This is a genomic window from Curtobacterium sp. PhB170 (assembly GCF_003752345.1).
Classification (GTDB): domain Bacteria; phylum Actinomycetota; class Actinomycetes; order Actinomycetales; family Microbacteriaceae; genus Curtobacterium.
Genome location: NZ_RJUM01000009.1, coordinates 326,028 through 350,551, shown reverse-complemented (window position 1 = coordinate 350,551; position 24,524 = coordinate 326,028). Strand labels below are relative to the sequence as shown.

The following is a 24,524-nucleotide window of genomic DNA, read 5'->3' as shown; positions in this document are numbered from 1 at the left end:
GGATTCGATTATTCCGCTCCGCACCGACATCCGCAGGTGAACGGTCGGTGTCGGCGGGTCAGTGCAGGATCGCGAACCCGTCGGCGTCGCCGTGCGGCACGACCGGCCGGAGGTCGACGTCCGTCACGGTGGCCGACGGCGGCCCGCTCCGCAGGCACTCCATCAACGTCTCCACCGCGACCGACGGCCCCTCGGCCTCGACCTCGACGGTGCCGTCCCAGAGGTTCCTGGCGTACCCGACGAGGTCGAGCCCGTCGGCCTTCCGTGCCGTCCAGTACCGGAACCCGACCCCCTGGACGGTCCCCGACACCACGGCATGCATCCTCGTCACCGTCGTCATGGTCCTCACCGTATCCACGCGGGGCCTCCCGGAGTTTTCGGCCTCGTGACGATCTGTTTCCGGTTCGTGACAACCCGGAGTCCCTCACGGGCGCAACACACCGCGCAGCGGTGATAGTGTCATCGCAACCCGAACACTTCGAGTCAGACTGACACTAAGGTCCACCATGGACGAAGCAGGCATCCGCGTCGCGGTCTCGACCGTGATCGTCGCGCTGCGCCCGCACCCCGACACCGGTGCACCGGCGCTGTGGATGCCGCTGGTGCGCCGGGTGGCCGAACCGTTCGAGGGGTCGTGGGCGCTGCCCGGCGGCTGGGTGGGCGTGGACGAGGGACTCGAGGACTCCGCCGCAGCCCGCCTGCGCGAGACGACGAACGTCCAGCCCCGCTACCTCGAACAGCTCTACGCGTTCGGCGACGTCGGCCGCTCACCGAGCCGGGTGGTGTCGATCGTGTACTGGGCGCTCGTGCACCCGGACGAGGCGAACGTCGTGCCGGACGACTGGAACGTCCGCTGGTTCCTCGCCGACGAGCACCCGCCGCTCGCCTTCGACCACGACCGGATCGTGGAGTACGCGCTCTGGCGGCTCCGCACCAAGATGTCGTACTCCCGCATCGCCCAGGCCTTCCTGGGGGACCGGTTCACCCTCGCCGAGCTGCGCGGGGTGTACGAGGCGGTGCTCGGGCGCGCGCTCGACCCCGCGAACTTCCGTCGGCAGGTCGAGAAGACCGACGCGATCCTGCCGACCGACGAGACCACGAGCGGGGGTCGGCACCGTCCGGCCCGGCTGTACCGCTCGAACCCCGACCTGGCCTACGCGGACAACGGCCCGCTGCAGCAGGGCACACGACCGCAGAACCGATAGGAACCACCGTGTCCATCGCGACGACCATCGACCTCATCTCGAACGGCAAGGCCGGCGGCAGCACCTGCACGCCCGACCTCGCCATGCCCACGTGGGACTTCGACTCCCGGCCCGGGTACGGCCCGGGCTCGTCGATGACCGACGTCATCCCGACCAGCGCACCGCGCCAGGGCGTGCTGCCGGACGAGTACAAGACCGCGCCGACCGACGAGCTGCACGCGCGCATCGAGCGGGCGAAGGCGACGCTCGGCGACCGGGTCGTCGTCCTCGGGCACTTCTACCAGCGGGACGAGGTCGTCCGGCACGCGGACTTCCTCGGTGACTCCTTCCAGCTCGCCAACGCGGCGCTGACGAAGCCCGACGCCGAGGCCATCGTGTTCTGCGGCGTGCACTTCATGGCCGAGACCGCCGACATCCTGGCCCGCGACGACCAGCGCGTCATCCTGCCGAACCTGGCCGCTGGCTGCTCGATGGCGGACATGGCCGACATCGACAGCGTCGAGGCCGCCTGGGCCGAGCTGACCGCCGTCTACGGCACCGAGCCCGACGCCGACGGCCGGGTGCCCGTCATCCCCGTCACCTACATGAACTCCGCTGCCGACCTGAAGGCGTTCTGCGGGCGCAACGGCGGCATCGTCTGCACCAGCTCGAACGCCGCGACGGTGCTCGAGTGGGCGTTCGAGCGCGGGCAGCGCGTGCTGTTCTTCCCCGATCAGCACCTCGGTCGCAACACCGCCAAGGCCATGGGGATCAGCACCGACCTGATGCCGATGTGGAACCCCCGGAAGCCCCTGGGCGGCAACGAGACGAGCGACCTCGAAGCGGCGAAGGTCATCCTCTGGCACGGCTTCTGCTCGGTGCACCGCCGTTTCACGGTCGACCAGATCGACCAGGCCCGACGCGAGCACCCCGGTGTCCAGGTCATCGTCCACCCGGAGTGCCCGATGGCCGTCGTCGACGCCGCCGACCACGCCGGCAGCACCGACCTGATCCGGAAGACCGTCGCCGCGGCCACCGAACCGACCACGTTCGCGATCGGCACCGAGATCAACATGGTGAACCGGCTCGCCGCCGAGTACCCGCAGCACACGATCTTCTGCCTCGACCCGGTCGTCTGCCCGTGCTCGACGATGTACCGGATCCACCCGGGCTACCTCGCCTGGGTGCTCGAGGCCCTGGTGCGTGGCGAGGTCCTCAACGAGATCGTCGTCCCCGCCGAGGTCCAGGCCGACGCCAAGGTCGCGCTCGAGCGCATGCTCGCGGCCAAGCCCCGCGGCTGAACCCGAGCCCGAACCCGAACGACCGAGGGAGACCACCGTGCACGTCGTCATCGTCGGCTCCGGCATCGCCGGACTGACCGCAGCGATCCGTGCCAGCGCCGTCCACGACGTCACGCTGGTGACGAAGGGTGCGCTCGCCGACAGTGCCACCGCGTACGCCCAGGGCGGGGTCGCGGTGGCGCTCGGTGCCGACGACTCGCCGGCACTGCACCAGGCCGACACCCACGTCGCGGCGGCCGGCAGCGCGGACGTGCGCGCCGTCGAGGTCCTCTGCACCGACGGTGCGGCGCGGGTCCGCGACCTGCTCGCCCTCGGTGTGCCGTTCGACCGCTCGACCGACCCGTCGGCGCTCGACCGGTACGGCGACGACCTGGCCCGCGGGCGCGAAGCCGCGCACGGACGCTGGCGCGTGGTGCACGCCGACGGCGACGCGACCGGCGCGGCGATCGAGCGCACGCTCATCGACGCGCTGCACCGCCAGCACGTCACGATCCTCGAGCGCACCTGCCTCACCGACCTGGTCGTGCGTGATGGCACCGTCGTCGGCATCGACGTCCTCGACCTGCTCGGTGAACCCCGACGGATCGACGCCGACGCCGTCGTGATCGCTTCCGGGGGAGCGGGACACCTGTACCGCGAGACCACCAACCCGCTCGTGGCGACGGGGGACGGCGTGGCCGCCGCGTGGCGTGCCGGAGCGGTGGTCGCCGACCTGGAGTTCGTCCAGTTCCACCCGACCCGCCTCGCGGTGCCGGACGGAGGTCTCGTCTCCGAGGCCGTCCGCGGCGAGGGAGCCGTCCTCCGCGACGCACGCGGACGCCGCTTCATGACGTCGGTGCACCCGGACGCCGAGCTGGCACCGCGCGACGTCGTCGCCCGCGGCATCGCCGCCGCCGTCCGCGACCAGGGCGGCGCACCCGTGCTCCTCGACGCCACCGGACTCGGCGCGGACTTCCTGACCGGACGGTTCCCCGGACTCACCCGGGCCACCCGTGCGGCCGGTTTCGACTGGACCCGACAGGGGGTGCCGGTGTCCCCGGCGGCCCACTACTCGATGGGCGGCATCGCCACCGACGCCGAGGGGCGCACCAGCCTCCCGGGGTTGCTGGCCATCGGCGAGGCCGCATGCACCGGGGTCCACGGCGCGAACCGACTGGCCTCGAACTCCCTGCTCGAGGGACTCGTCTTCGCGGTCCGCGCAGCGGACGCGGTCGCCGGACCCCGGCCCGGCCTGCTCCGCCTGCGGGGGAACGCAGACCTGCGCGTGACCAGCGTTCCCCGAGCGGCGGACGTGATCCGCGCCTCCCGTCAGACCCTGCCTGGAGGCGCGACCCACCTCGACGACGTCGGTGCCGTCCGGCAGGCGGTCCAGGCCGTCATGACCGACCGCGTCGGGCTGCTGCGTGACGCGACCGGACTGGCGAGCGCCCGGCGCGAGCTCGACGCGCTCACCGCGCCCGCCACCGGCGGCGTGCGCGAGCACGAAGACCGCGCACTGCTCGACCTGGCACGGCTGGTGGCGCTCGCCGCCGAGACCCGCACCGAGTCCCGCGGCGCCCACGCCCGCACCGACCACCCCGACACCGATCCAGCAGCCCCGGCCTCGTACGCCTGGGTCGCCGAGACGGTCACTCGACACATCGCCGTTCCGCAGGAGGTTCCCGCATGACCATCGACCCCGGCACCATCCCGCCGCACGCCCTGCGCCGCGTCATCGAGACCGCGCTGGAAGAGGACGCGCCCTGGGGCGACGTCACCAGCGAGACGCTCATCCCGGCCGACGCGACCGCGACGGCGACGCTCGCGGCCCGTGAGCCCGGAGTACTGAGCGGCGGGACCGTCTTCGTGGCGGTCATGCACGCGGTCGACCCGTCGATCCGGGCGACCCTGCACGCCGACGAGGGGTCCGCGTTCACCGCCGGCGACACGCTCGCCACCGTCACGGGGTCGGCGCGTTCGGTGCTCCGCGCCGAGCGGGTCGCGCTGAACCTGGTGCAGCGCATGTCGGGGATCGCCACCGCCACCGCGGCCCACGTCGCGGCCGCAGCGGGCACCTCGGCGCGGATCGTCGACACCCGGAAGACCACGCCAGGGCTCCGTGCGCTCGAGCGGTACGCCGTGCGCTGCGGCGGCGGGCACAACCACCGCACGTCGCTGTCCGACGCCGTGCTGGCCAAGGACAACCACCTGGCCGTGCTGCTCGCCGGTGGCATCGGCATCGGTGACGCGATCACCGCAGCACGGCAGCGACTCGGGCACACCGTGCACGTCGAGGTCGAGGTGGACCGCATCGACCAGATCGAGCCCGTCGTCGCGGCGGGCGTCGACACGATCATGCTCGACAACTTCACGCCGGCCGAGCTCGAGACGGGTGTCGGCATCGTCGCGGGTCGTGCGCTCGTCGAGGCGTCGGGCGGAGTGTCCCTCGACACCGTCGCGGCCATCGCCGCGACCGGGGTCGACGTCATCTCGGTCGGGGCGCTCACGCACTCGGCCCGGGCGCTCGACCTCGGGCTCGACATCGCGGTGGCGGCCGGGGACTGACCGTGTTCTACCTGGACCGGGCGGCCACGACCCCCGTCCGCCGCGAGGTCCTCGAGGCGATGTGGCCGTACCTGACCGGGGTGTTCGGCAACCCGTCGTCGACGCACGGTGTCGGGGACGAGGCCGCGCGCGGGCTCGCTGCTGCACGGGCCACGGTCGCCGGCGTGCTCGGCTGCCGACCGGCCGAGGTCGTCTTCACCACGGGTGGGACCGAGGGTGCGAACACCGCGGTCAAGGGTATCGCGCTCGCCGCCCCACGCGGACGCCACGTCGTCACCAGCGCGATCGAGCACGAGGCCGTGCTCGAGAGCTGCGCGTACCTGGCACGCTTCCACGGCTTCGACGTCACGGTGCTGCCGGTCGCGTCGGACGGCCTGGTCAACCCGTCGGTGCTGCGCGCGGCGCTCCGGCCGGACACGACCCTCGTGTCGATCGCGCACGCCGACAACGAGATCGGCACCGTGCAGGACGTCCCGGCGCTCGCCGCCGAGGCCCACGCGGTCGGCGCGCGCTTCCACACCGACGCCGTGCAGTCCGCGCCGTGGCTGCTGGTCGGGCTCGACGTCCTGGGCGTCGACGCACTGTCGCTGTCCGGGCACAAGCTCGGGGCGCCGAAGGGGACCGGCGTGCTCGCGGTCCGGTCGGGGGTGCCCGTCGAACCGTTGCTGCACGGCGGGGGACAGGAGCGGGGCCGACGCTCCGGCACCGAGGACGTCGCCGGCGCGGTGGCGGTCGCGACGGCGCTCGGGTTGGTGGCCTCCGGCGGTGCTGCTGCCTCCGGCGGTGCTGCTGCCTCCGGTGGTTCTGCTGCCTCCGCCGCCGCGACGACCGTCCGTGACGCCGTGCTCGACGGGGTGCTCGCCACCGTCCCCGGCGCGTTCGTGACCGGGTCGCGCGCGCACCGGCTGCCCGGGCACGCGTCGTTCTGCTTCCCCGGGGTCAACGGCGAGACCGTGCTGCTCGAGCTGGAACGGCGCGACGTCGTGTCCTCGTCGGGCAGCGCCTGCGCCGCGGGGAGCACCGAGGCGTCGCACGTGCTCACCGCGCTCGGGATCCCGGACGAGGTCGCCCGGACCGCGCTCCGACTCACCTTCGACGGTTCCCTCGCCGCGGAGGACGTACCGGTCGTCGTCGGAGCGGTCGCGGACGCCGTGGCCACCGTCCGCGCACTCGGCTGACGTGTCGAACGCAGGGTGTACTAGACGTTCTACTCCATGAGTGGGGTCGTGTCCCCCCTTATGCGGACACGGAATCTGCGCCAGAGTGTCCACATGGCAAACGTGATGATGACCCGGACACGACGGGACGACCGCTTCCGAGCGGTCCAGCTCCTGCCCGCACCGGCGACCCTCGTCGCGCTCGCCCTGGCTGCGCAGCACGACCTCGGCACCGCCCCCCTCGGGCTGATCGCCGCCGTCGGAGCCCTCGCGACCGTCGGGAGCGCCCTGCTCCCCATGATCCGACCCGCCGCCGCTCGACGGTCGATGCCCGCACCGATCGAGACGGACCGGTACCGAGAGGACACCGAACACCCTTGAGGTCCGACACCGCCCGGCTCCTCCCGTGACCCGGCCGGTGCCCCAGACCGGATGCCGATACCCCTGATCGACATCCGGAGCGGGGCGCGACGTTCCCCCTGTCGTCGCGTCCCGCCACACACCGCGACCCGCCGTGGGCCGACGTCGACCCCCTGAACGACGTCAGTTCCCCTGCAGCCCACGGCGGGCTCCCGGTGTCTCCCGCTCCCGCTACCGTCGGAGCATGCCCTCGTACCGTGTGACCCTGGCGATCGGCGCGCTCGCCGCCGGCACCGCGCCCGACGCCGTCCTGCCCGCTGCGGCCCGGCTGGTCGCCGAGCACGCCGTGGTCGAGGCGCAGGACGTCCGCCTGCTGCGCGGTGTGCCGTGCGCGGTCGTCCGGTTCGAGTCCGACAACGACGCCACGGCAGCGGTCGTGCGCGACCGGGCCGTGCACGGCCTCCGCGACGTGGTCGAGATCCGCTCCGACGTCGTCACGCGTCGTGACGGTGCGCGGTGGATCCCGGTGGCGTGACGGCTGCGGCCGTGCTGCCCGGGGCGTCCGGCGTGCCCGGCCAGACGTAGTCCAGGTCGTCGGGTGCGTCCGGGAACAGCGCGCGGTAGTGCTCCGGCGCCTTCTGCACCAACTTCGAGCGGTGTGACGCGTGCAGGGCCTCGTCGTCGTTCCACGGCGGGATCGGGACGTCGCCGCGCTCGTACGCCGCCAGGTCCTCCGGGACCCGCCCGAGGTCCAGCAGCGTCTTCTCCAGGCAGGTGTCCACGTGCCCGCGGTCGAGCCAGACGCGGCACGTCGCTTCCTGGTACGCCATCAGCGCCGGACGGTAGCCGCGCCACATCGCGGTGACCGGGTGGTGCTGCCAGCCGTACCCCGGCAGCGTCAGCGCCCGCATCACCTGCAGGGTCTCCACGCGCTGCTTGCCGAGACGCCGGTCGTCGAGGACCTCGGCAGAGGCCCGGAAATCGGCGTACGGCAAGAACGTCTGCATGCCGCGGGACGCTACCCGGGGGGCCTGGCACCCGACACATGTCGTCACACGCGGACCGCCCCGGTGGCAGGCGTGTGAGCATCGACCGCATGAGTGGAGAACTGGTCGTCGGCGTCAGCGGTAGCCCTTCGGACCCCTCGAGGACGTCCACCCTGGTCGCGGCCACGGTGGCGCGCCTCGGGCAGGAGGTCGAGGGTGCCCGCACCGAGACCATCGAGATCGGCCCGCTCCTGGCCGACCTCGGTGCCGCGTCCTCGCGTGAGGCGATGTCCGAGCGCACCCGGGCGGCACTCGAGATGGTCGAGGCCGCCGACGTGCTCGTCGTCGGCAGCCCGGCGTTCCGCGCCGCCTACTCCGGCGCGTTCAAGCTGTTCTTCGACTGGATCGGGCAGTACGACCTCGTCGACACTCCGGTCCTGCTGACCGCAACGGGCGGCAGCGACCGTCACGCCCTGCTCGTCGAGCACCAGATGCGCCCGCTGTTCGGCTTCTTCCAGTCGACGACGCTGCCGATCGGGGTGTTCGGCAACGAGCGCGACTTCACCAAGCGCGAAGGTGGCTACGACATCGGCAACGTCGACCTCGAACTCCGCATCGACCAGGCCGTGCGGCGGGCGATCCCGATCATCCGCGGGGGCTTCGCCACGGCCGGCCTGGCCGACGTGCGGCGCCCCGCGGACTTCTGACCCGCCGCCGCCGCCCTTCCGCGCGTTCCTGGTCGATTCGGGCGTACCTGGTCTGAAGTTCTCACCAGGTACGCCCGATTCGACCTCGCATCGCAGATGTCGTGGGAAGGAACGCCCTACGGAGTGGGGACGGTGACCGTCTCGCCCGACGCCGCCGACCGGCGCGCCGCGTCGAGCACCTCGACCACGTGCACCGCGTCGTCGACGGGCACCGGCACCGGACCGAGCCCGCGGACGGCCCGTGCGAACCGCTCGTAGTAGTCCGTGTAGGAGCTCTGTGCCGACGGGACGTCGACCGTGCCGGACTCCGTCGTGAGGGTCCCGGACGAGGGTTCGACTCCCCAGGCCGACCGGTCGTCGGCAGGTGACGCACCCGCCACGGCTGCCTGTGCCTGCACGTCGGTGCTCGTGGCCTCGTACGTGCCGTCGACACCGTCGAGGCGGAGCTGCCGTGCACCCAGCCACCCGGCCTTGTTCGACGTCAGGATGGACTCGACACCGGAGACGTGCGTCGCTGCGAGCGTGAAGCCGGCGTCGATCTGGCCGTCCTGGTCACGGCCGAGCGAGCGGGCATCGCGGACGTCGAGCGTGCAGGACACCCGGGCGATCGGTCCGAACAACGACACGGCCTGGTCGACCAGGTGCGAGCCGATGTCGGAGAGCACGCCGCCGCCGATGCCGGTCGCGATGCCGTGCCGCTCGACCAGGTCGAAGCGGGACCAGAAGCGCAGTGGCGTCCCGACCCGTCCGGCGTCCAGCACGTTCCGGAGGGTGGTGAGGTCGGTGTCCCAGCGGCGGTTGTGGAAGGGCGTGATCACGACGCCGGCGTCGGCGGCGGCCTGCCGGATCTCGCGCGCGGTGGCCGGGTCCGGGGCGAACGGCTTGTCCGCGACGACGGCGACCCCGGCGGCGATCGCCTGCAGGACGAGTTCGCGCCGGGTGGACGGGGGAGTGGTGACGACGACGGCGTCGACGTCCGCGGCGATCAGGTCACCGAGGGAGTCGTGCACGGTGACGCCGGGCAGGTCGGTCGCGAGTTGCTCGCGCTTGGCGGCCGAACGGGCGACGACACCGACGAGGTCGATGCCTTCCGCGTCCAGCAGGAACGGGCGGTGGAACGCCCGCCCTCCGATGCCGTAGCCGATGAGTCCGATGCGCACTTTGTCCATACATATGAACCTAGCGCGTCCAGCCAGCGTTGGGAACGTTCCAACGAGGCGGACGGGAGGCCCGCTGCGGCCCCGCCACGGGCCTCCCGTCCGCCTCGTGCGCACGTGTCGGGCGCGACGTGCGCGCTTGACGGGCGCGACGTCCGCGACGTGCGCGACGTGGGCGACGTGGGCGACGTGCGCGACCGCCGGGTTCCACGACTTGCCGTCCGCGTGACGCCGAGGTTCCACTCCGAGGCCGCAGCGGCGCCGAGGTTCCGAGATCTCGGAACCTCGGCGGGGCGAGAGATGCCCGTGCCGAGTGACGAGCGTCAGGCGATGAGGGACGCGACGTGTGCGACGGCCAGGCGGTAGCCGTCGGCGCCCGCGCCGGCGATGACCGCGGTCGCGGCGGTGGCGACGTGGTCGACGTGCCGGAAGGGCTCGCGCTTCCACGTGTTCGACAGGTGCACCTCGACGACGGGGACGGACAGCGCCTCGACCGCGTCGTGCAACGCGACCGAGGTGTGTGCGTAGGCCGCGGGGTTGATCACCACCGCGGCGAAGTCGTCGAGGGCCTCGTGCAGCCACTCGACGAGTTCACCCTCGCGGTTCGTCTGGCGGAAGTCCGCGTCCAGCCCGTGCACGGCCGCCTCGGTGTGCACGATCGCCTCGAGCTCGGCGAGCGTCACGGTGCCGTACTGCTCCGGGTCGCGCCGCCCGAGGATGTCGAGGTTCGGTCCGTTGAGGACGAGGATGCGCGCCTGGTCGGTCATGGGGCGAGCCTAGCCATCGCGGGCCACGGGCCGCCGCCGGCAGACACATGCCTCAGCTATGTGAACGGTCACAATTCGGTGTAACGTCTCCGTCCGGGTCGGCGGAGTTGTCGACTGCAACACACTGACGTGGAGATGTTGAATGGTTCTCGCTGCAGCGAACGAAGGGATCCGGCTCGACTTGGGCTGGGTCGACTACCTGATGGTCATCGTGTACTTCGCGGTCGTCATCGGGATCGGGTTCACCGCCCGCAAACAGGTCCGGACGAGCATGGACTTCTTCCTGTCCGGGCGCTCGATGCCGGCGTGGATCACGGGGCTGGCCTTCGTGTCCGCGAACCTCGGTGCGACCGAGATCCTCGGCATGGCCGCCAACGGTGCCCAGATCGGCATGGCGACCCTGCACTACTACCTGGTCGGCGCGGTGCCGGCGATGGTGTTCCTCGGGCTCGTGATGATGCCCTTCTACTACGGGTCCAAGGTCCGATCGGTTCCGGAGTTCATGCTCCGCCGCTTCGGCAAGGCCCCGCACCTGGTGAACTCGATCGCGTTCGCGGTGTCGAACGTGCTGATCGCAGGCATCAACCTCTACGCCATGGCCATCGTCATCGAGGCGATGCTCGGCTGGCCGGAGTGGCTGGCCATCGTCGTGTCCGCCGGCTTCGTGCTCGTCTACATCACCCTCGGCGGGCTCTCCAGCGCGATCTACAACGAGGTCATGCAGTTCTTCGTGATCATCGCCGGGCTCATCCCGCTGACGATCGTCGGTCTGCACCGCGTCGGCGGCTGGGACGGGCTCAGCAAGGCGATCACCGAGACCCAGGGCGTGCAGCACCTGCAGGCCTGGGCGGGCACCGGCTTCGGCGATGTGACCAACCCGATCGGCGCCAACTGGCTCGCGATCGTGCTCGGCCTGGGCTTCGTCCTCGGCTTCGGGTACTGGACCACCAACTTCACCGAGGTGCAGCGCGCGTTCTCGGCGAAGAACATGTCCGCGGCGCGCCGGACCCCGCTCATCGCCGCGATCCCGAAGCTGTTCATCCCGGCCATCGTCGTGATCCCCGGTCTCATCGCCGCGGCGGTCGTCGGCAACCAGTTCGCCGACGGCTCGCTCACCTACAACGACGCGATCCCGAAGCTCATCCAGATGTACCTGCCGACCGGTGTCCTCGGCGTCGCGGTGACCGGCCTGCTCGCGTCCTTCATGGCCGGCATGGCGGCCAACGTCTCGTCGTTCAACACCGTCTTCACGTACGACATCTGGCAGCGCTACATCAAGCCGAACATGCCCGACATCCACTACCTGAAGACCGGTCGCTGGGTCACCGTCGTCGGCGTCCTGGTCGGCATCGCGACCGCGTTCATCGCGGCCCAGGCGTCGAACATCATGACGTACATGCAGACGCTGTTCTCGTTCTTCAACGCGCCACTGTTCGCCGTCTTCATCCTCGGTCTGCTCTGGAAGCGGATGACCACGCAGGGTGCGCTCTGGGGCTACGTGCTCGGTATCGTCACGCCGACGATCACCTGGATCGCGTACCTCGTGAATCCCGACCTGTTCGCCACCGCGACCGCCGAGACCCTGTACGGCGCGATCATCTCGTTCGTGACCGTCCTGATCGTCGGGTTCATCGTCTCGATGTTCACCACGCCCAAGGACGAGAAGGAGCTCGGCGGTCTGGTCTACGGCATCGGCAAGATCGACCTGCACGGCGACTCCGTCGCGACCGACACCGCCTGGTACCGCTCGCCCGCACTGCTCGGCACCGTCGCACTGATCCTGTGCGTCGTCCTGTACCTGCCGTTCCTCTGATCCGCGAAGGAGATCACCGACCATGAGTGACACCACCACCCCCGGCGCGCTGACCGAGGAGCAGAAGGCCGCCCTCGTCCGCTCGACCCGTCGTCTCGACCTGCGCCGCATCCTCGGCGGCCTGTTCGTGCTCTACGGCGTCATCGTGACGATCGTCGGCATCGTCCACTGGGACACCGACCCCGAGAAGACCGGCGGCATCCACATCAACCTGTGGGTCGGACTGTCGATGCTCGTCGGCGGCCTGCTGTTCTTCCTCTGGGACCGCCTGAACCCGGTGCCGGCCGAGGACATCATCGGCCAGGCCGAGGCCGAGGCCGACCAGAAGGCCGCCGGCGAGGGCCGCGCGTCCGCCTGACCTCGGTCGCGCGCCACTGAGCCGACTCGGAACGACGACGTCGCTGTCGCACGACAGCGACGTCGTCGTTCCGGGTCTGCGCCACCCGTGCGGCACGGTACGAAACGGTCGCCTGCCTCCGACCGTCCTTGGTCCGGCGCCAGTTGACGGTCGGCCCGTGACGGCCCTAGTATTGATATGTCGATCGGGTGTTCTCGGTCGGAAGTGATCCCCGGAAGACCTGCAGCCAGCGCGGGGCCCGGGGATTTGCGCTGTTCGGGACTGTCGCCAGTCACTGGACAACGATCTCTGTCGTTGCCGACGCGCCTGTCAGAGCTCCGGCAGAGTGCGCTCCGCAGGCGATGTCTGCGAGCGCCAAGAGCGGCTCGTCGGGTCCCCGGAGGTGCTCGTGCCGGAGACCGCGGCCGAGTCCTCGGTCACGGATCGCATCGAGCAGGCGACGGTCGTTGCGGTCTGCGTGCGGCCCGCGGGACTCGAAGACGAGATGCCGCACACCTCGCTCGTCGAGTTCGAACACGAGTCGCTCGAGGCACCGCCGGCGGCGTCGCTCGGGCCGCGCTGGCACGCCGTCGTACCGGATGATGAGGACCTCGACGGCGCACAGGAGGAGCTCGAGCCACGAAAGCCGTTGTGTCGCGAGGGCTTCGTACCAGTGGAGCTTCCGCATGCGCGCTGGTCGCACGGCGTCGACAGCGCAACGCGCATCGGGCCGTGCACTCGGCGCGACGATGACCGCCGAGATCACGTACGTCGTGTGGTCGCGTCCGCCGCCCGGCTCCGATTCGTCGACGTACGCGCGCATCGAACCAGCATATTGCGTATCAGTTCGTACCGCGACGGAACGGTTGCGCATCGCCGCGCCACGGGCCAGGTTGAGCGTGACGAAAGGAACCTCCCCATGGACACGATGGTCTTCATCAACCTGCCCGTCACCGACCTCGACCGTTCGAAGGCGTTCTACGAAGCCCTCGGCTACTCGATCAACCCGATGTTCAGCGACGACACCGCTGCGTGCATCGTCATCAGCGACACGATCTACGTCATGGCGCTCACCCACGCGAAGTTCGCCGACTTCACCGACAAGACGATCGCCGACGCCGGCACCGTCGAGGTGATCAACTCGCTCACCGCCGGGTCGAAGGACGAGGTGCACCGCATCGTCGACGCCGCCGTCGCGGCCGGCGGGAGTGAGGACCGCGCGCCGATGGACCTCGGCTTCATGTTCCAGCGGAGCTTCACCGACCCGGACGGCCACCGGTGGGAGTACGTGTGGATGGACCCGCAGGCCGCCCAGGACGGCCCGCCGGCCGAGTGAACGTCGCACTGTCGGCGGAGCGCGCCAGGATGGGGGCGTGAACACCGAGCCTGCCGCAGCGCCCCACTCCGACCTGGTGACCGGCGAGGACGGACTCGCCCGGCCGGTGTGGGCATCGACGGATGAGCTGCTCCGCGACTACTACGACACCGAGTGGGGCATGCCCGTGCGGGACGAGCGCGGCGTGTTCGAGCGGCTGTCACTCGAGGCGTTCCAGTCCGGCCTGTCCTGGCGCACGATCCTGGCGAAGCGTCCGGCGTTCCGTGCGGCGTTCGCGGACTTCGACCCCGACACCGTCGCGGGCTTCGGCGAGGACGACGTCGCTCGGCTGATGGCCGACGCCGGCATCGTCCGGAACCGGGCGAAGATCCTCGCGACCATCACCAACGCGAACGCGACGGTCGCATTGCGGCAGGACGGCGGGCTGTCCGACTTCGTCTGGTCGTTCCGTCCGGCGACGACGCCCGAGCCCGAGTCGTACGCGCAGGTCCCGACGACCTCCGACGAGTCGGTCGCACTGTCGAAGGCACTGCGGAAGCGCGGCTTCGCGTTCGTCGGTCCGACCACGATGCACGCCCTGATGGAGGCGCTCGGCATCGTCGACACGCACCTGCTCGGCAGCCACCGGCGCGGGACCTCGGGCGTCTGGAACTGACCAGGATGCCGACCGCACCGGGCTAGGGTCGCGGCATGAGCACCGACCAGCCGAACCCGCGCGTGCGTCCCGTCCACCCGGTCGACGCCGACGTCGTCGCCGTGCCCGTCGACGTGCCCGCTCCCACGCCGGACGAGGCCGGGGATTCGGCGACGGAGCCGGGCCACGATCCCGCCGAGGTCCGGATCGCCTTCCTGCTCTTCCCGGACCTGACGCAGCTCGACTTCACCGGTCCGGCGCAGGTGCTCTCCCGGGTGCCCGGCGCGCGCGTCGAGTACGTGGCGGCGACGCTCGACCCGGTGCCGACCGACTGCGGGTTCGCGCTGGTCCCGACGACGACCATCGCCGACGCTGGTCCGGCGGACGTCCTCGTGGTCCCCGGTGGCGACGGTGCCTTCGATGCGATGCTCGACCCCGAGCTCATCGGGTTCGTCCGGCGCGAGGCCGAGCGCGCCACCTGGGTGACCTCGGTCTGCACGGGGGCGTTCGTCCTCGGTGCCGCGGGGCTCCTCGCCGGCAAACGGGCGACGACCCACTGGGCGTCGAAGCCGATGCTCGAGGCGTTCGGGGCGCAACCGGTCGACGAGCGGATCGTCGACGACGGTGCGATCGTCACGGCGGCCGGCGTCAGTGCGGGCATCGACATGGCGCTGTGGCTGGCGGCCGAGCTCGCGGGGCGGGCAGCGGCCGAGGCGATCCAGCTGCAGATCGAGTACGACCCGCAGCCGCCGTTCGACGCGGGCTCCGCCGAGCGCGCCGACGCCGTCGTGGTCGCCCGCGCACGGGCTGCGGCCGAGGCGGCTCGCGGGGACCGCGTCACCCGCGCAGCAGCTGCCGTCCTGCCGTGACGACACAGCTGCCCTGACGAAGCACCTGCCGTGACGAAGCGGCAGAGCCCTCAGACCAGCGGCTTCTGCATCTGCGTCGCGGTGACCTCGTACCCGAGCGAGGCGTACAGGTCCTGCGCGCCGGTGTTGTAGCCGAACACGTTGAGCCCGATGCTCGTCGCGCCGTGCTCCGCTGCGGCCTGGTGGCCGAGCTCGAGTGCACGTCGGGCGTGTCCGCGACGACGGTGCGGTTCGTCGATCTCGACGTCGAACACCCACCAGTCGGTCCCGCCCGGAGCGAACGGGCCGATCCAGAGGTACCCGACCGTGGTGTCGTCCTGGTCGAGGACGTCCCACACCAGGTGTCCGTCGGCCGGGGCCCCGCCCGGGAACCACTGGTCGAGCGACTTCTGCTTGTTCGCCTCGGCCTGTTCGCGGGTCTCACCCGCCTGCATCCGTGACGCCACGTACTCGGCCATGGTCCGGTCGAGCCAGGCCGGGAGGCGCGTGGCCGGCATCTCCTGCAGGCGCGTGTCCGTCATCGGTTGCCCTTCGAACCCCGGCTCGGCTTGCCGCGCATCTTCCCGCGGCCGGGGGTGGGGACCTTGCCGGTGTTGGACTTCTTGCCGCTGCCGGACTTGCCGCTGCCGGGCGACTTCGCCTTTGCCTTGCCGCCGGCGCCGGCGCCGGCCTTGCCCGACCCGCCCTTGCCCGAGCCGCTCTTGCCCGAGCCGCTCTTGCCGGAACCGTCGGAGCCGCCACCGGCCTTGGAACCGCCGCCTGCCGCACGCATGGCCTCTTCGACGTCGCGATCGGTGCCGGTCGGCTGGTTCCGCGAACTGTTGGCGGTGCGTCCGCGCACCACGCCGATGAACTCCTCGGTCGTCTCGGTGGCGTCCTCGTCTCGCCAGACCAGCGCGATCTGCGTGCCGGTCGCGCCGAAGAGCGGGCGCGCGACGAGGTCCTTGCGGCTCGCCGCGCGGAAGAGCGACTGGGGGAGCACGACCACGCCGACGTTCGCCTCGACCAGGTCGAGCGCGGCGGCGATGTCGGCCGGCACCGGACCGGCGTCGACGACGTGCACCTCGGCGTCCTCGAGGTCCACCTCGGCCAGGTCGGCGAGGGGGGAGTCCTTCGGCATCGCGACCACGGCCGTCTCGGTCCAGAGCGGGATGGCGTTGTGCTGCTCGGAGACGGGCATGCGTGCGAAGACCATGTCGACCTCGCCGGCGAGCGTGTCGTCGACGTCGTCAGACCCGATCGGCCGCAGCCGCAGCTCGATCGAGGGGTGTCGATCCCGCCAGACACGGGCCCACTTGGCCGGGGAGACCCCGGGCACGAATGCGATGGTGAGTGCCGCGGTCATGCAGACGAGCATAGGGGCCGTACCCTGGGGGGCATGGCGCAGGAACAGACCATGAAGCCCGAAACGGCTGCGAAGAAGCTCGGCATCTTGCTGGCGGCCGCTCCGGAGTCCTTCCAGGGCGCTCCCGTCACACGGACCGCCTTCGACGAGCTCCGGACCGAACCCCCGACGTGGCTCGAGGACCTCCGACGCGACGGCCCGCACCCGCGACCCGTCGTGGCGCAGAAGCTCGGCATCTCGATCTCGGGGCTGACCCGTGCGGGGATCGACGACGCGCTCACCACGGCGGAGATCAAGACGCTGCTCGAGCAGAAGCCCGAGTGGCTCGTCCGCGAGCGCGAGACGCAGGCGGCAGTGCACGTCGAGAACGCCCGTGTGAAGCAGGAGCGCGCCGCCAAGGCCGCTGCCCGCGCCGAGGACTGACCCGCCCGGCACCGCGCCGGGCGCAGCTGAGGACCCGCCGTGCACGAGACCGTCGCCGACGCCATGCTCGTCGTGCCGCAGTTCGCGTCGGTGTGCTGCATCGTCGGGGACCGCTACCGACCGCGCCCCGGCGTGATCGTGCCGGCCGCGGTGATGCTCGTCGCGATGCTCATGCCCGTCGTGCACGCGGGCGCGGTGTGGACGCTCTTCGCGGCGACGCTCCTGCTGCTGCTCGCTCCGCTGCCGGTGATGCGCCGACGCCGTGCCGACGGCCGCCGCGCCGAGCCGATGGACGTGCACCGCGCGCTGTCGGCGGTCGTGATGGCCGGCATGCTCCTGATGGGCCACGCGACCGGCGTCGCCGATGGGCACGCGGGACACGGCATCGCGTTGTCCGCGGTGCTCGGTGCTGGCGTGATCGGCTACTGCGCGTTCAGCGGGTGGCTGCTGCGGTACGAGTGGGCGCAGGACGACCGCCGGGTCGTGCGCAGCGGCGAGGTCTTCGCGATGACGGTCGCCGTCGTCGGCATGACCCTCGCGATGTAGCGCTCGAGCGCCGTCGGTGCTCAGTCGGTCGTGGCCGACGAGTCGCCCGTGTGCGTGACACGGTCCTTCGCTGCGCGGATGGTGTCCTTCGGCACCGGCGGCACGCCCCGTCGGATGCCTCGGAGTCCGACCACGAACAGGACGGCGGTGACGACGGCGAACACGGCGAACGTGATCCCCGTCGCGGCCCAGACCGGCAGCGCCAGGGCCAGGAGTGCCACCACGAGTCCGGCCAGCAGCACGAGCGTGGTCAGTGCGAAGGCCGCCGCGGCGCCGGTGAGCACCAGCCCGGTCTTCGCGCCGTTCGCCCGCTCGCTGATCTCCCGCCGAGCCGAGGCCACCTCGTCACGGACGGCGCGCAGCACGGGTTCCAGCGCCTTCTGCACCAGACCGGCGGTGACGGTGTCGCGGAAGGACGGCTTGCTGCTCGTCGTGGTGTCGTCGTGGTCCGTGGTGCTCATGGGTCTCCTGTCCGGGGCGCGGTGATCGCGTCCACCTGCTCTGACGCGTCCGGTCCGATGATCGTCACGTCGTTGGCGGCGTGCTCGGTCGCTTCCCAGCTTGCGGAGCCGCCGGTGGCGGTGGGCGCGACTGCCGGGAGGCCCGCCCCGCGTCGACGACGCAGGACGGGCCTCCCGGGGTGGTCGGGCCGAGGGCCCTACTCGGCGATCTCCTCGAGGTCGTCGATGCCACGGGCCGCTGCCGCTGCGCGGCGCGCGCGCATCGACGGGGCCGCGAGCGCGGCGAGGACGGCGAGGACCGCCACGCCGGTGCACGCCCAGAACCCGATGGTGAAGGCGTCGTCGGTCGGCAGGCCCCGCGGGGTGCTGTGCGAGGTGATGAGGGCCGCGATGACCGCGGTGCCGACGCTCGAGCCGATCGTGCGGACGACGGTGTTGGCGCTGATGGCCTCGCCGGTCTGGTTCGCGGGGACGCTCTCGATGATGGCGTTCGAGCACGCGGCGAGGGCCAGGCCGATGCCGATGCCGGTCAGGATGCCGGAGACGACGACCTGCCAGAGCTCGCCGTGCGCGATCGCGGGCAGCAGGAACGCGGCGACGATGGCGATCCCGCCGAGCAGCATGGGCGGCTTCGGACCGACCTTGCGCACGAGGATGCCGGCGATCGGCCCGGCGACGATCATCATCAGGACGGTCGGCAGCAGGAAGAGACCGGCCTGGGTGACGTCCTTGCCGAAGCCGTAGCCGAGGGCGCTCGGCAGCTGCAGCAAGGTGGGCACGAGCACGAAGGTGCCGAACATCGCGAAGCCGAAGACGAGCGCGACGACGTGGGCCGTCCAGACGCCGCGGACGGCGAACAGGCGGACGTCGATGAGCGGTTCGGCGACGCGGAGCTCGACCAGGACGAACGCGACCAGTGCCACGGCGCCGAGGACCAGCAGGCCGATGGTCTTGCCGTCACCCCAGCCCCAGGTCTCGCCCTCGCTGACGGCCAGCAGGATCGAGACGAGCGAGACGGCGAGGACGAACGTGCCGACCATGTCGAGGCGGCCGGGCTTGCGGACCGGCGACTCCGGCATGCCGAAGATCGCGCCGAGCAGGGCGATGACGACGAGCACGGCGGGCAGCCAGAACAGCCAGTGCCACGACAGGTGCTCGACGATCGGGCCGGCAGCGACGATGCCGACGCCGGCGCCGATGCCGAAGATCGCGGAGAGCAGACCGATCGTGACGCTGACCTTCTCCTTCGGCAGCTCGTCGCGGACGATGCCGATCGACAGCGGCATCACCGCGCCGGCGGCGCCCTGCAGTGCACGGCCGACGATGAGGACGCCGAGGTTCGGTGCCAGCGCGGCGAGCACGGCGCCGACGAGCAGGATCGACAGCACGACGATCAGGACCTTGCGCTTGCCGATCATGTCGCCGAGACGCCCGAGGATCGGCGTGAGCACCGACGCGGAGAGCAGGTAGGCGGTGAGCACCCAGCTCGTCGCGCTCGTCGAGGCGCCGAGGTCCTGTCCGATGGTCGACAGCGCCGGGGCGACGAGCGACTGCAGGACCGCGAACGACAGCCCGCCGAGGGACAGGTAGACGATGATCGCCGTGCTGTTCGGCCGGTGTCCGGCGGTGGTGGGGTGCGAGCCCGTGCGGGGGCTCTGCATGGTGTCGGTCATCGTGCTCCGTGTCTCGGGTGATGTAAACAATTGCTGACTTGACGAGGGTACGCAGTTCTCACGTGATGTCAACACTTGCTTACATCCCGGGTCCGGCCGGTACGCTTCGACCATGAGCAAGGACGCCGCCGCCACCCGACTGCTGCTCGTGCGGGCGGCGCGGCACCGGTTCGCGTTCGACGGGTACAAGGCGACGACGGTGCGGGACATCGCCGCCGACGCCGGGGTCAACGTCGCGCTGATCAACCGCTACTTCGGGTCGAAGGAGGGGCTGTTCCGCGCCTGCCTCGACCGGGTGGTGCAGGACCTCGGGGTCGAGCAGCCCGTCGAGCGCGGCCTCGAGCGCGCGCTGGCCGGCCTGGTGTCACACGTGGTCCGCGCGCCGACCGACGACGACTCCCTCCAGCTCATGCTGCTGCTCCGGTCCTCCGGCGACGACGGTGCCGACGCCATCCGCCGCGAGACGCTGCGCCGGTACGCGGAACGGCTCGCCACGGCCGTCGGCGGAGAGGTCACCGAGGAACTGCTCGTCCGGGCCGAGATCGCGCTGTCGGTGGTGCTCGGGATGACGATGCTCCGGCGGTCCACTGCGGTGGAGCCGCTCGCGTCGGCCGACGACGACGTCGTGGCCGGGGCACTCGACGACGCGCTCCGCGCCCTGCTCGCACCGTCGCGGTAGCGTCGAGCCGTGTCCGACCGACCAGCTCGCCGTCCCGACCCCGCCCCGCGCCTCGACGAGGTCGACGAGCGCATCCTCTGGACCCTGGCCGGCGACGCCCGGATCCCGAACAACCGGCTCGCCGCCGCGGTGGGCATCGCGCCGTCGACGTGCCTGACCCGGGTCCGGGCCCTCGAGGACGCGGGGGTGATCCGCGGCTACCGGGCCGAGGTCGACATCGCGCGACTCGGGTTCTCGATCGAGGCGATGGTCTCCGTCCGGGTCCACGCCGCCGCCCGCCACGAACTCCGGGACTTCGCGAAGCGACTGCTGCGAGTGCCCGTCGTGCAGGACGTCTCGTTCCTGGCCGGCGACAAGGACTTCCTCGTGCACATCGCGTGCGAGTCGACCGAGCAGCTGCGGGACTTCGTCGCCGACGAGCTCAGCGGCGACCCGTCGGTGGCGACGACCCAGACGAACATCGTGTTCGAGCGGCTCGTCGCCGACCGGTCCACGCAGGGCCGCTCGTTCGACGAGCTCCGCCGCTGGCGCGCCTGACGCGCCGGTTCGCTCAGCGCTGGCGGGTCATCGGGACGTGCGGGATCCGGTCCTCGAGGTACTCGTCCCCGGAGCGCACGAACCCGAAGCGGGCGTACCACTGCTCGAGGTGCGACTGGGCGCCGAGGGCGATGCTCGCGGAGCGGGACTCGGCGATCGCGGCCTCGATCAGCTGCCCCGACAGGCCCTGCCCGCGGGCGTGCGCCGCCGTGACGACCCGGCCGATGCGTTCGGTGCCGTCGGGTTCGCGCAGGAGCCGGAGCGTGGCGTCCACCGAGCCCTGGCCTGCCCAGAACTGCACCGTGCCGGGCTCGAGGTCACGCCCGTCGATGTCGCCGTAGGCGGCCCCCTGCTCGACGACGAAGACGTCCTGTCGCAGGCGGAGGATCTCGTGCAGCGTGACGATGTCCAGGTTGCGGGTCGGGGCGGAGAAGATCGAGACCACGGACGGCCTTTCCTGAGAATTTCTTCCAGAACGGGGTGCGTTCCGGAACGGACCGGCGTACATTGCCGGTCAACCACTCTACGTGCGCAGCCGAGTTCAGGAGGTGAGCGCATGGACACGACGTCGCGCGCACCCTGGCTCGCGGTGTTCCGGATCGCCCTGCTGGGCGTCGGGACCCTCGCTGCCCTCGTGCTGCTGTCCCTGGCGTTCGGGGCCGGTCCGGCCTCGGCTGCCGAGGCAGCGTCCACTCCGCCCGCCCAGACGCAGCAGCGCGGGCTCGTCAGCGGTGTGGTCGACGGGCTCGGCGAGACCGTGCACGACGTGTCCGGCGGTGTCGGACAGGTCGTCGGCGGCGTCGTGGACCCCGTCCGCAAGGCGGTCGCGTCAGTTCCGAAGCCAGCACCGGCACCAGCACCGGCACCGGCACCCGCGCCAGCACCGGCACCCTCGAAGCCGGCCACGGCACCCCCGGCACCCCCGACAGCGCCCGTGCCTGCGCCGGCTCCCGTCGCCCCCGCCCCAGCAGCGCCGGCTCCCGCAGCTCCGACCCCCGCCGCTCCGGCGACCGCGCCCGCGGTGCCGGCCACGACCGCCCCGGCGGCCGAGTCGGCCACGCACCCGGTGCAGGGCGTCGTCGAGCACGTGGGCACCGCCTCCCGGCCCGTCACCGACACCGTCGCGACGGTGCTGCGTCCCGTCACCGGGACCGTGCGGACGGTCACCGACGCGCGACCCGTGACCACGGTCGTCGACACGCTCGACCACGTGGTCGGCAACGTCCCGGTGGTCGGCCCCGTCGTCGGTGACGACACCCTCGGCACGGTCACCGCTCCCGTCACCGGCCTGGTCGACGACACCCTCGGCGGTGTCGGCACGATCGTCGGACAGGTCCCCGACGTCGTCGCGGGCGTGGTCCCGTCGGTCGGTGGCGTCCTGCCAGGAGGCACGGATCCCGTCATCGACGTCACCGCGCCTCCGGTCGTCGTCGGCACCACCCCGTCCGGCGTGCCCGGCTCGGCTGTCCCGTCCGCGCGACCGCCGCAGGCTGCCGCCCCGGCGACGACCCCGTCCGCGACCACGTCGACGGGCGTGGGCGTGACGTCTGCCCCGGACGCCGAGCGCCGGTCGGCCGTGACCGCGCCGTCCACCCTCGTGACCGGCCCGCTCGCCGGCCCCCTCGCTGGTGCCGTGCAGGACGCGACCCTGGGCGGCGCCGCCCTGCTGGTGCCCGAGCCGGGCGACGGCCACGCGCCGTCCGACGGCCCGGGCGGCGCGGGCGTCCTCGGCGGCAGTGCCACCTCGACTCCCGGCGGCGCCGCAGCCGTCGGCATCGTCGGCTCGACCGACGACATCGTCTCCCTCGCCGCGGGGTCTCGCGGCACGCTCTCCGACGACGCGGTGCCCGCATCCTTCGTCGGCGAGCACGACGTCGCCCCTGACTGAGATCGGTGCGCCTGGCCGCCACGGCAGGCACGCACACACACCGACCGCGACCGCGGTCGGCCAACGATCTCGATCAGGGAGTACGACCATGAACAAGTACGTCTCGAGAGGGCTCTGGTTCGCCCTCTTCGTCGGCGGCCTCACGCTCGGAGGGGCGGCAGCGGCGAACGCTGCCACGACCTCCGGGGCGGACGGCGCCGTGTCCGGAACCCAGGTGGTTCCCTCGGTGGACGCTCCGGTGTCCCTCACCGGCAACGCCCTCGGGGTGCTCGGCGACGCGGTGTCGTCGGTGACCGCGCCCGCCGCGGCTCCTGCACCCCCAGCGGCCGTTCCGGCGCCCGCGCCGGCTCCGGCTCCGGCTCCAGCGCCTGCTCCAGCTCCTGCCGCGGCGCCGACGACCTCGGGCGCCGACGGCGCGGCCTCCGGCACCCAGGTGGCGCCGGCCGTGACCGCCCCGGTCTCCGTCGGTGGCAACGCCGTCGCCGTCGGTGGCGACGCGGTGTCGACCCCGGCTGCTGCTCCGGCCCCGGCGGCACCCGCCCCGGCGCAACCGGCCGCTCCCGCCGCTCCCACACCGGTCACCTCGGGGCAGGACGGCACGGTCTCGGGGACCCAGGTCGCCCCGGTCGTGTCGGTCCCGGTGACGGTGTCCGGCAACGGCATCGCAGTCCTCGGGGACGGCGCCGCTGCCGTGTCCAGCCCGGCGGCGACGCCGGCACCGGCCGCTCCGGCCACGACCGCACCGGCCACGACCGCGCCGAGCACGTCCGGCGACGACGGGCTGCTCTCGGGCACGCAGGTCGGCGGACTGGTCGACGTCCCGGTCACGATCGGCGGCAACGGCATCGGGCTGCTCGGTGACGGCACCTCGGCGGGCACGACGCCCGCTGCGGGGACCGGCACGGCTGCCGGTCCGGCTCCGGCTGCCGGTGGCACGACGGACGGGTCGAACGGGACTGCCTCGGGCACCCAGGTGTCCCCGGTGGTCGCGGTCCCGATCACGATCGGTGGGAACGGCATCGGCGTCGTCGGCGACGGCACCGCCACCACCCCGGGCACCAGCACCACCCCGGGCAGCACGACCCCGTCGACCGGAGGCTCGACCTCCGGCGACGACGGTCTGCTCTCCGGCACCCAGGTGGTCCCGGTGATCAGCCTGCCGATCACGATCGGTGGGAACGGCATCGGCGTCCTCGGTGACGGCACCGCCACCGCCCCGGGCACCGGCACCACGCCCGGCGACGGCACGGACCCGGGCACCGACCCCGGCACGGACCCGGGCACTGACCCCGGCACGGACCCGGGCACCGACCCCGGCACGGACCCCGGAACCGACCCGGGCACGACGCCCGGTGACGGGACGGACTCGGGCACGATCCCCGGTGACGGCACGGACGCCGGGAACGGCACCACCCCCGGCGTCGTGACCACCCCGGCCGGCGCCACCGGCTCGGACGGACCGACCCGGGCCTCCGCGACGGGTGCGGTGACCACCGCGGTCGCCGCGACCAGCGGGATCCCGGCCGTCGCGCAGACGGCGGCGGACACGGTCGCCAGCGGCGACGGTGCGACCGAGCTCGCCTACACGGGAGTGACCTCGCCGGTCGTCCCCCTCGGGCTCGCGCTCCTGCTGCTCGTCGCCGGAGCGGGGACCCTGGTGCTGCGCACGCGGCACTGACACGAACGGGGCTCGAGGGGCACCGCACCTGCGGTGCCCCTCGTCCCCCTGCCCGCGGCTGGGAGGATCCCGCCAGGCCGCTGTGACCGGACGGTGGCGAACCTGTGCGCAGCCGAAGCGCCTCGACGGCTGGCCAGCAGCG

General features: G+C 72.1%; 28 protein-coding genes and 1 tRNA gene. 19 read left to right on the top strand and 10 right to left on the bottom strand.

Annotated elements, in window-relative coordinates; all coding sequences use genetic code 11:
- Positions 1 to 58 precede the first annotated feature (58 nt).
- Positions 59 to 340: an acylphosphatase gene (locus tag EDF40_RS05825; protein ID WP_228509678.1), complete on the bottom strand. Its 282-nt coding sequence runs from the start codon at positions 338 to 340 to the stop codon at positions 59 to 61.
- 166 nt (positions 341 to 506) lie between these two features.
- Between EDF40_RS05825 and EDF40_RS05820 the strand changes: the two genes are divergently transcribed.
- The 7 genes from EDF40_RS05820 (at position 507) to EDF40_RS19145 (ending at position 6,971) form a co-directional block, all read left to right on the top strand.
- Complete coding sequence (locus EDF40_RS05820) at positions 507 to 1,205, top strand: NrtR DNA-binding winged helix domain-containing protein (protein ID WP_111084339.1); 699 nt, start codon at positions 507 to 509, stop codon at positions 1,203 to 1,205.
- A gap of 8 nt (positions 1,206 to 1,213) precedes the next feature.
- A complete protein-coding gene (gene nadA, locus EDF40_RS05815) occupies positions 1,214 to 2,485 on the top strand; it encodes a quinolinate synthase NadA (protein WP_123338800.1) in 1,272 nt (423 codons plus the stop codon).
- A gap of 37 nt (positions 2,486 to 2,522) precedes the next feature.
- Positions 2,523 to 4,154: an L-aspartate oxidase gene (gene nadB, locus EDF40_RS05810; RefSeq protein ID WP_123338801.1), complete on the top strand. Its 1,632-nt coding sequence runs from the start codon at positions 2,523 to 2,525 to the stop codon at positions 4,152 to 4,154.
- A complete protein-coding gene (gene nadC / locus EDF40_RS05805) occupies positions 4,151 to 5,029 on the top strand; it encodes a carboxylating nicotinate-nucleotide diphosphorylase (protein WP_123338802.1) in 879 nt (292 codons plus the stop codon). Before nadB ends, nadC begins: the two co-directional genes overlap by 4 nt.
- 2 nt (positions 5,030 to 5,031) lie before the next feature.
- A complete protein-coding gene (locus tag EDF40_RS05800; RefSeq protein WP_123338803.1) occupies positions 5,032 to 6,207 on the top strand; it encodes a cysteine desulfurase family protein in 1,176 nt (391 codons plus the stop codon).
- 93 nt (positions 6,208 to 6,300) lie between these two features.
- On the top strand, positions 6,301 to 6,567 hold the full coding sequence (locus EDF40_RS05795) for a hypothetical protein (protein WP_131921776.1): 267 nt from the start codon (positions 6,301 to 6,303) through the stop codon (positions 6,565 to 6,567).
- A gap of 322 nt (positions 6,568 to 6,889) precedes the next feature.
- A tRNA-Ser gene (locus EDF40_RS19145) sits at positions 6,890 to 6,971 on the top strand.
- A 69-nt stretch (positions 6,972 to 7,040) separates the two neighbouring features.
- Here EDF40_RS19145 and EDF40_RS05785 read toward each other — a convergent pair.
- On the bottom strand, positions 7,041 to 7,553 hold the full coding sequence (locus tag EDF40_RS05785; RefSeq protein WP_123338805.1) for an MSMEG_6728 family protein: 513 nt from the start codon (positions 7,551 to 7,553) through the stop codon (positions 7,041 to 7,043).
- A gap of 89 nt (positions 7,554 to 7,642) precedes the next feature.
- On the opposite strand from EDF40_RS05785, the gene EDF40_RS05780 reads away from it, so the two are divergent.
- The gene (locus tag EDF40_RS05780; RefSeq protein WP_185002809.1) at positions 7,643 to 8,239 is read left to right on the top strand and encodes an NAD(P)H-dependent oxidoreductase; all 597 of its coding nucleotides are present in this window, start codon (positions 7,643 to 7,645) and stop codon (positions 8,237 to 8,239) included.
- 116 nt (positions 8,240 to 8,355) lie between these two features.
- On the opposite strand, the gene EDF40_RS05775 is transcribed toward EDF40_RS05780, so the two are convergent.
- On the bottom strand, positions 8,356 to 9,408 hold the full coding sequence (locus EDF40_RS05775) for a Gfo/Idh/MocA family protein (protein WP_260212530.1): 1,053 nt from the start codon (positions 9,406 to 9,408) through the stop codon (positions 8,356 to 8,358).
- A gap of 311 nt (positions 9,409 to 9,719) precedes the next feature.
- Positions 9,720 to 10,163, bottom strand: coding sequence for a type II 3-dehydroquinate dehydratase (aroQ, locus tag EDF40_RS05770; RefSeq protein WP_123292051.1), 444 nt, complete (start codon positions 10,161 to 10,163; stop codon positions 9,720 to 9,722).
- Between the two features lie 142 nt (positions 10,164 to 10,305).
- Here aroQ and EDF40_RS05765 point away from each other — a divergent pair, with 142 nt between their 5' ends.
- Positions 10,306 to 11,976 carry a sodium:solute symporter family protein gene (locus EDF40_RS05765; RefSeq protein WP_123338808.1) on the top strand — a complete coding sequence of 557 codons (1,671 nt, stop codon included), beginning with the start codon at positions 10,306 to 10,308 and terminating at the stop codon, positions 11,974 to 11,976.
- A 22-nt stretch (positions 11,977 to 11,998) separates the two neighbouring features.
- On the top strand, positions 11,999 to 12,334 hold the full coding sequence (locus EDF40_RS05760; protein ID WP_111084327.1) for a hypothetical protein: 336 nt from the start codon (positions 11,999 to 12,001) through the stop codon (positions 12,332 to 12,334).
- Between the two features lie 271 nt (positions 12,335 to 12,605).
- Here EDF40_RS05760 and EDF40_RS05755 read toward each other — a convergent pair whose 3' ends face one another.
- Positions 12,606 to 13,001 (bottom strand): hypothetical protein, encoded by a 396-nt coding sequence (locus tag EDF40_RS05755; protein ID WP_148053789.1) that lies wholly within the window; start codon positions 12,999 to 13,001, stop codon positions 12,606 to 12,608.
- Between the two features lie 231 nt (positions 13,002 to 13,232).
- On the opposite strand from EDF40_RS05755, the gene EDF40_RS05750 reads away from it, so the two are divergent.
- Genes EDF40_RS05750 through EDF40_RS05740 form a run of 3 tightly spaced genes read left to right on the top strand, consistent with a single transcriptional unit; the run spans position 13,233 to position 15,152 of the window.
- Positions 13,233 to 13,649, top strand: coding sequence for a VOC family protein (locus tag EDF40_RS05750; protein WP_123338810.1), 417 nt, complete (start codon positions 13,233 to 13,235; stop codon positions 13,647 to 13,649).
- A 37-nt stretch (positions 13,650 to 13,686) separates the two neighbouring features.
- The gene (locus tag EDF40_RS05745; protein WP_123338811.1) at positions 13,687 to 14,304 is read left to right on the top strand and encodes a DNA-3-methyladenine glycosylase I; all 618 of its coding nucleotides are present in this window, start codon (positions 13,687 to 13,689) and stop codon (positions 14,302 to 14,304) included.
- 35 nt (positions 14,305 to 14,339) lie between these two features.
- Positions 14,340 to 15,152 (top strand): DJ-1/PfpI family protein, encoded by an 813-nt coding sequence (locus EDF40_RS05740; protein ID WP_123338812.1) that lies wholly within the window; start codon positions 14,340 to 14,342, stop codon positions 15,150 to 15,152.
- A 50-nt stretch (positions 15,153 to 15,202) separates the two neighbouring features.
- On the opposite strand, the gene EDF40_RS05735 is transcribed toward EDF40_RS05740, so the two are convergent.
- Together EDF40_RS05735 and EDF40_RS05730 are read right to left on the bottom strand one after the other, a co-directional pair.
- Positions 15,203 to 15,673 (bottom strand): GNAT family N-acetyltransferase, encoded by a 471-nt coding sequence (locus EDF40_RS05735; protein ID WP_123338813.1) that lies wholly within the window; start codon positions 15,671 to 15,673, stop codon positions 15,203 to 15,205.
- Positions 15,670 to 16,497, bottom strand: coding sequence for a LysR family transcriptional regulator substrate-binding protein (locus tag EDF40_RS05730; RefSeq protein ID WP_185002807.1), 828 nt, complete (start codon positions 16,495 to 16,497; stop codon positions 15,670 to 15,672). The genes EDF40_RS05735 and EDF40_RS05730 overlap by 4 nt, the downstream gene beginning before the upstream one ends.
- A gap of 33 nt (positions 16,498 to 16,530) precedes the next feature.
- Here EDF40_RS05730 and EDF40_RS05725 point away from each other — a divergent pair, with 33 nt between their 5' ends.
- Both EDF40_RS05725 and EDF40_RS05720 read left to right on the top strand, forming a co-directional pair.
- Complete coding sequence (locus EDF40_RS05725) at positions 16,531 to 16,920, top strand: DUF5997 family protein (RefSeq protein WP_123292059.1); 390 nt, start codon at positions 16,531 to 16,533, stop codon at positions 16,918 to 16,920.
- 39 nt (positions 16,921 to 16,959) lie between these two features.
- Positions 16,960 to 17,466, top strand: coding sequence for a hypothetical protein (locus tag EDF40_RS05720; protein ID WP_123338815.1), 507 nt, complete (start codon positions 16,960 to 16,962; stop codon positions 17,464 to 17,466).
- Between the two features lie 20 nt (positions 17,467 to 17,486).
- Here EDF40_RS05720 and EDF40_RS05715 read toward each other — a convergent pair whose 3' ends face one another.
- Together EDF40_RS05715 and EDF40_RS05710 are read right to left on the bottom strand one after the other, a co-directional pair.
- Positions 17,487 to 17,927 carry a phage holin family protein gene (locus EDF40_RS05715; RefSeq protein ID WP_123338816.1) on the bottom strand — a complete coding sequence of 147 codons (441 nt, stop codon included), beginning with the start codon at positions 17,925 to 17,927 and terminating at the stop codon, positions 17,487 to 17,489.
- 197 nt (positions 17,928 to 18,124) lie between these two features.
- Positions 18,125 to 19,600 carry an MFS transporter gene (locus EDF40_RS05710; protein WP_123338817.1) on the bottom strand — a complete coding sequence of 492 codons (1,476 nt, stop codon included), beginning with the start codon at positions 19,598 to 19,600 and terminating at the stop codon, positions 18,125 to 18,127.
- Between the two features lie 112 nt (positions 19,601 to 19,712).
- Here EDF40_RS05710 and EDF40_RS19140 point away from each other — a divergent pair, with 112 nt between their 5' ends.
- Both EDF40_RS19140 and EDF40_RS05700 read left to right on the top strand, forming a co-directional pair.
- Positions 19,713 to 20,279, top strand: a complete 567-nt coding sequence (locus EDF40_RS19140; protein WP_123338818.1) for a TetR/AcrR family transcriptional regulator — start codon at positions 19,713 to 19,715, stop codon at positions 20,277 to 20,279.
- 9 nt (positions 20,280 to 20,288) lie between these two features.
- On the top strand, positions 20,289 to 20,816 hold the full coding sequence (locus EDF40_RS05700; RefSeq protein ID WP_123292064.1) for an Lrp/AsnC family transcriptional regulator: 528 nt from the start codon (positions 20,289 to 20,291) through the stop codon (positions 20,814 to 20,816).
- A gap of 13 nt (positions 20,817 to 20,829) precedes the next feature.
- On the opposite strand, the gene EDF40_RS05695 is transcribed toward EDF40_RS05700, so the two are convergent.
- Positions 20,830 to 21,261, bottom strand: a complete 432-nt coding sequence (locus EDF40_RS05695) for a GNAT family N-acetyltransferase (RefSeq protein WP_111084314.1) — start codon at positions 21,259 to 21,261, stop codon at positions 20,830 to 20,832.
- Positions 21,262 to 21,372: 111 nt separating this feature from the next.
- On the opposite strand from EDF40_RS05695, the gene EDF40_RS19135 reads away from it, so the two are divergent.
- Positions 21,373 to 22,704 (top strand): hypothetical protein, encoded by a 1,332-nt coding sequence (locus EDF40_RS19135; protein ID WP_185002804.1) that lies wholly within the window; start codon positions 21,373 to 21,375, stop codon positions 22,702 to 22,704.
- An 88-nt stretch (positions 22,705 to 22,792) separates the two neighbouring features.
- Positions 22,793 to 24,382 carry a hypothetical protein gene (locus EDF40_RS05680; protein WP_185002802.1) on the top strand — a complete coding sequence of 530 codons (1,590 nt, stop codon included), beginning with the start codon at positions 22,793 to 22,795 and terminating at the stop codon, positions 24,380 to 24,382.
- Positions 24,383 to 24,524 lie beyond the last annotated feature (142 nt).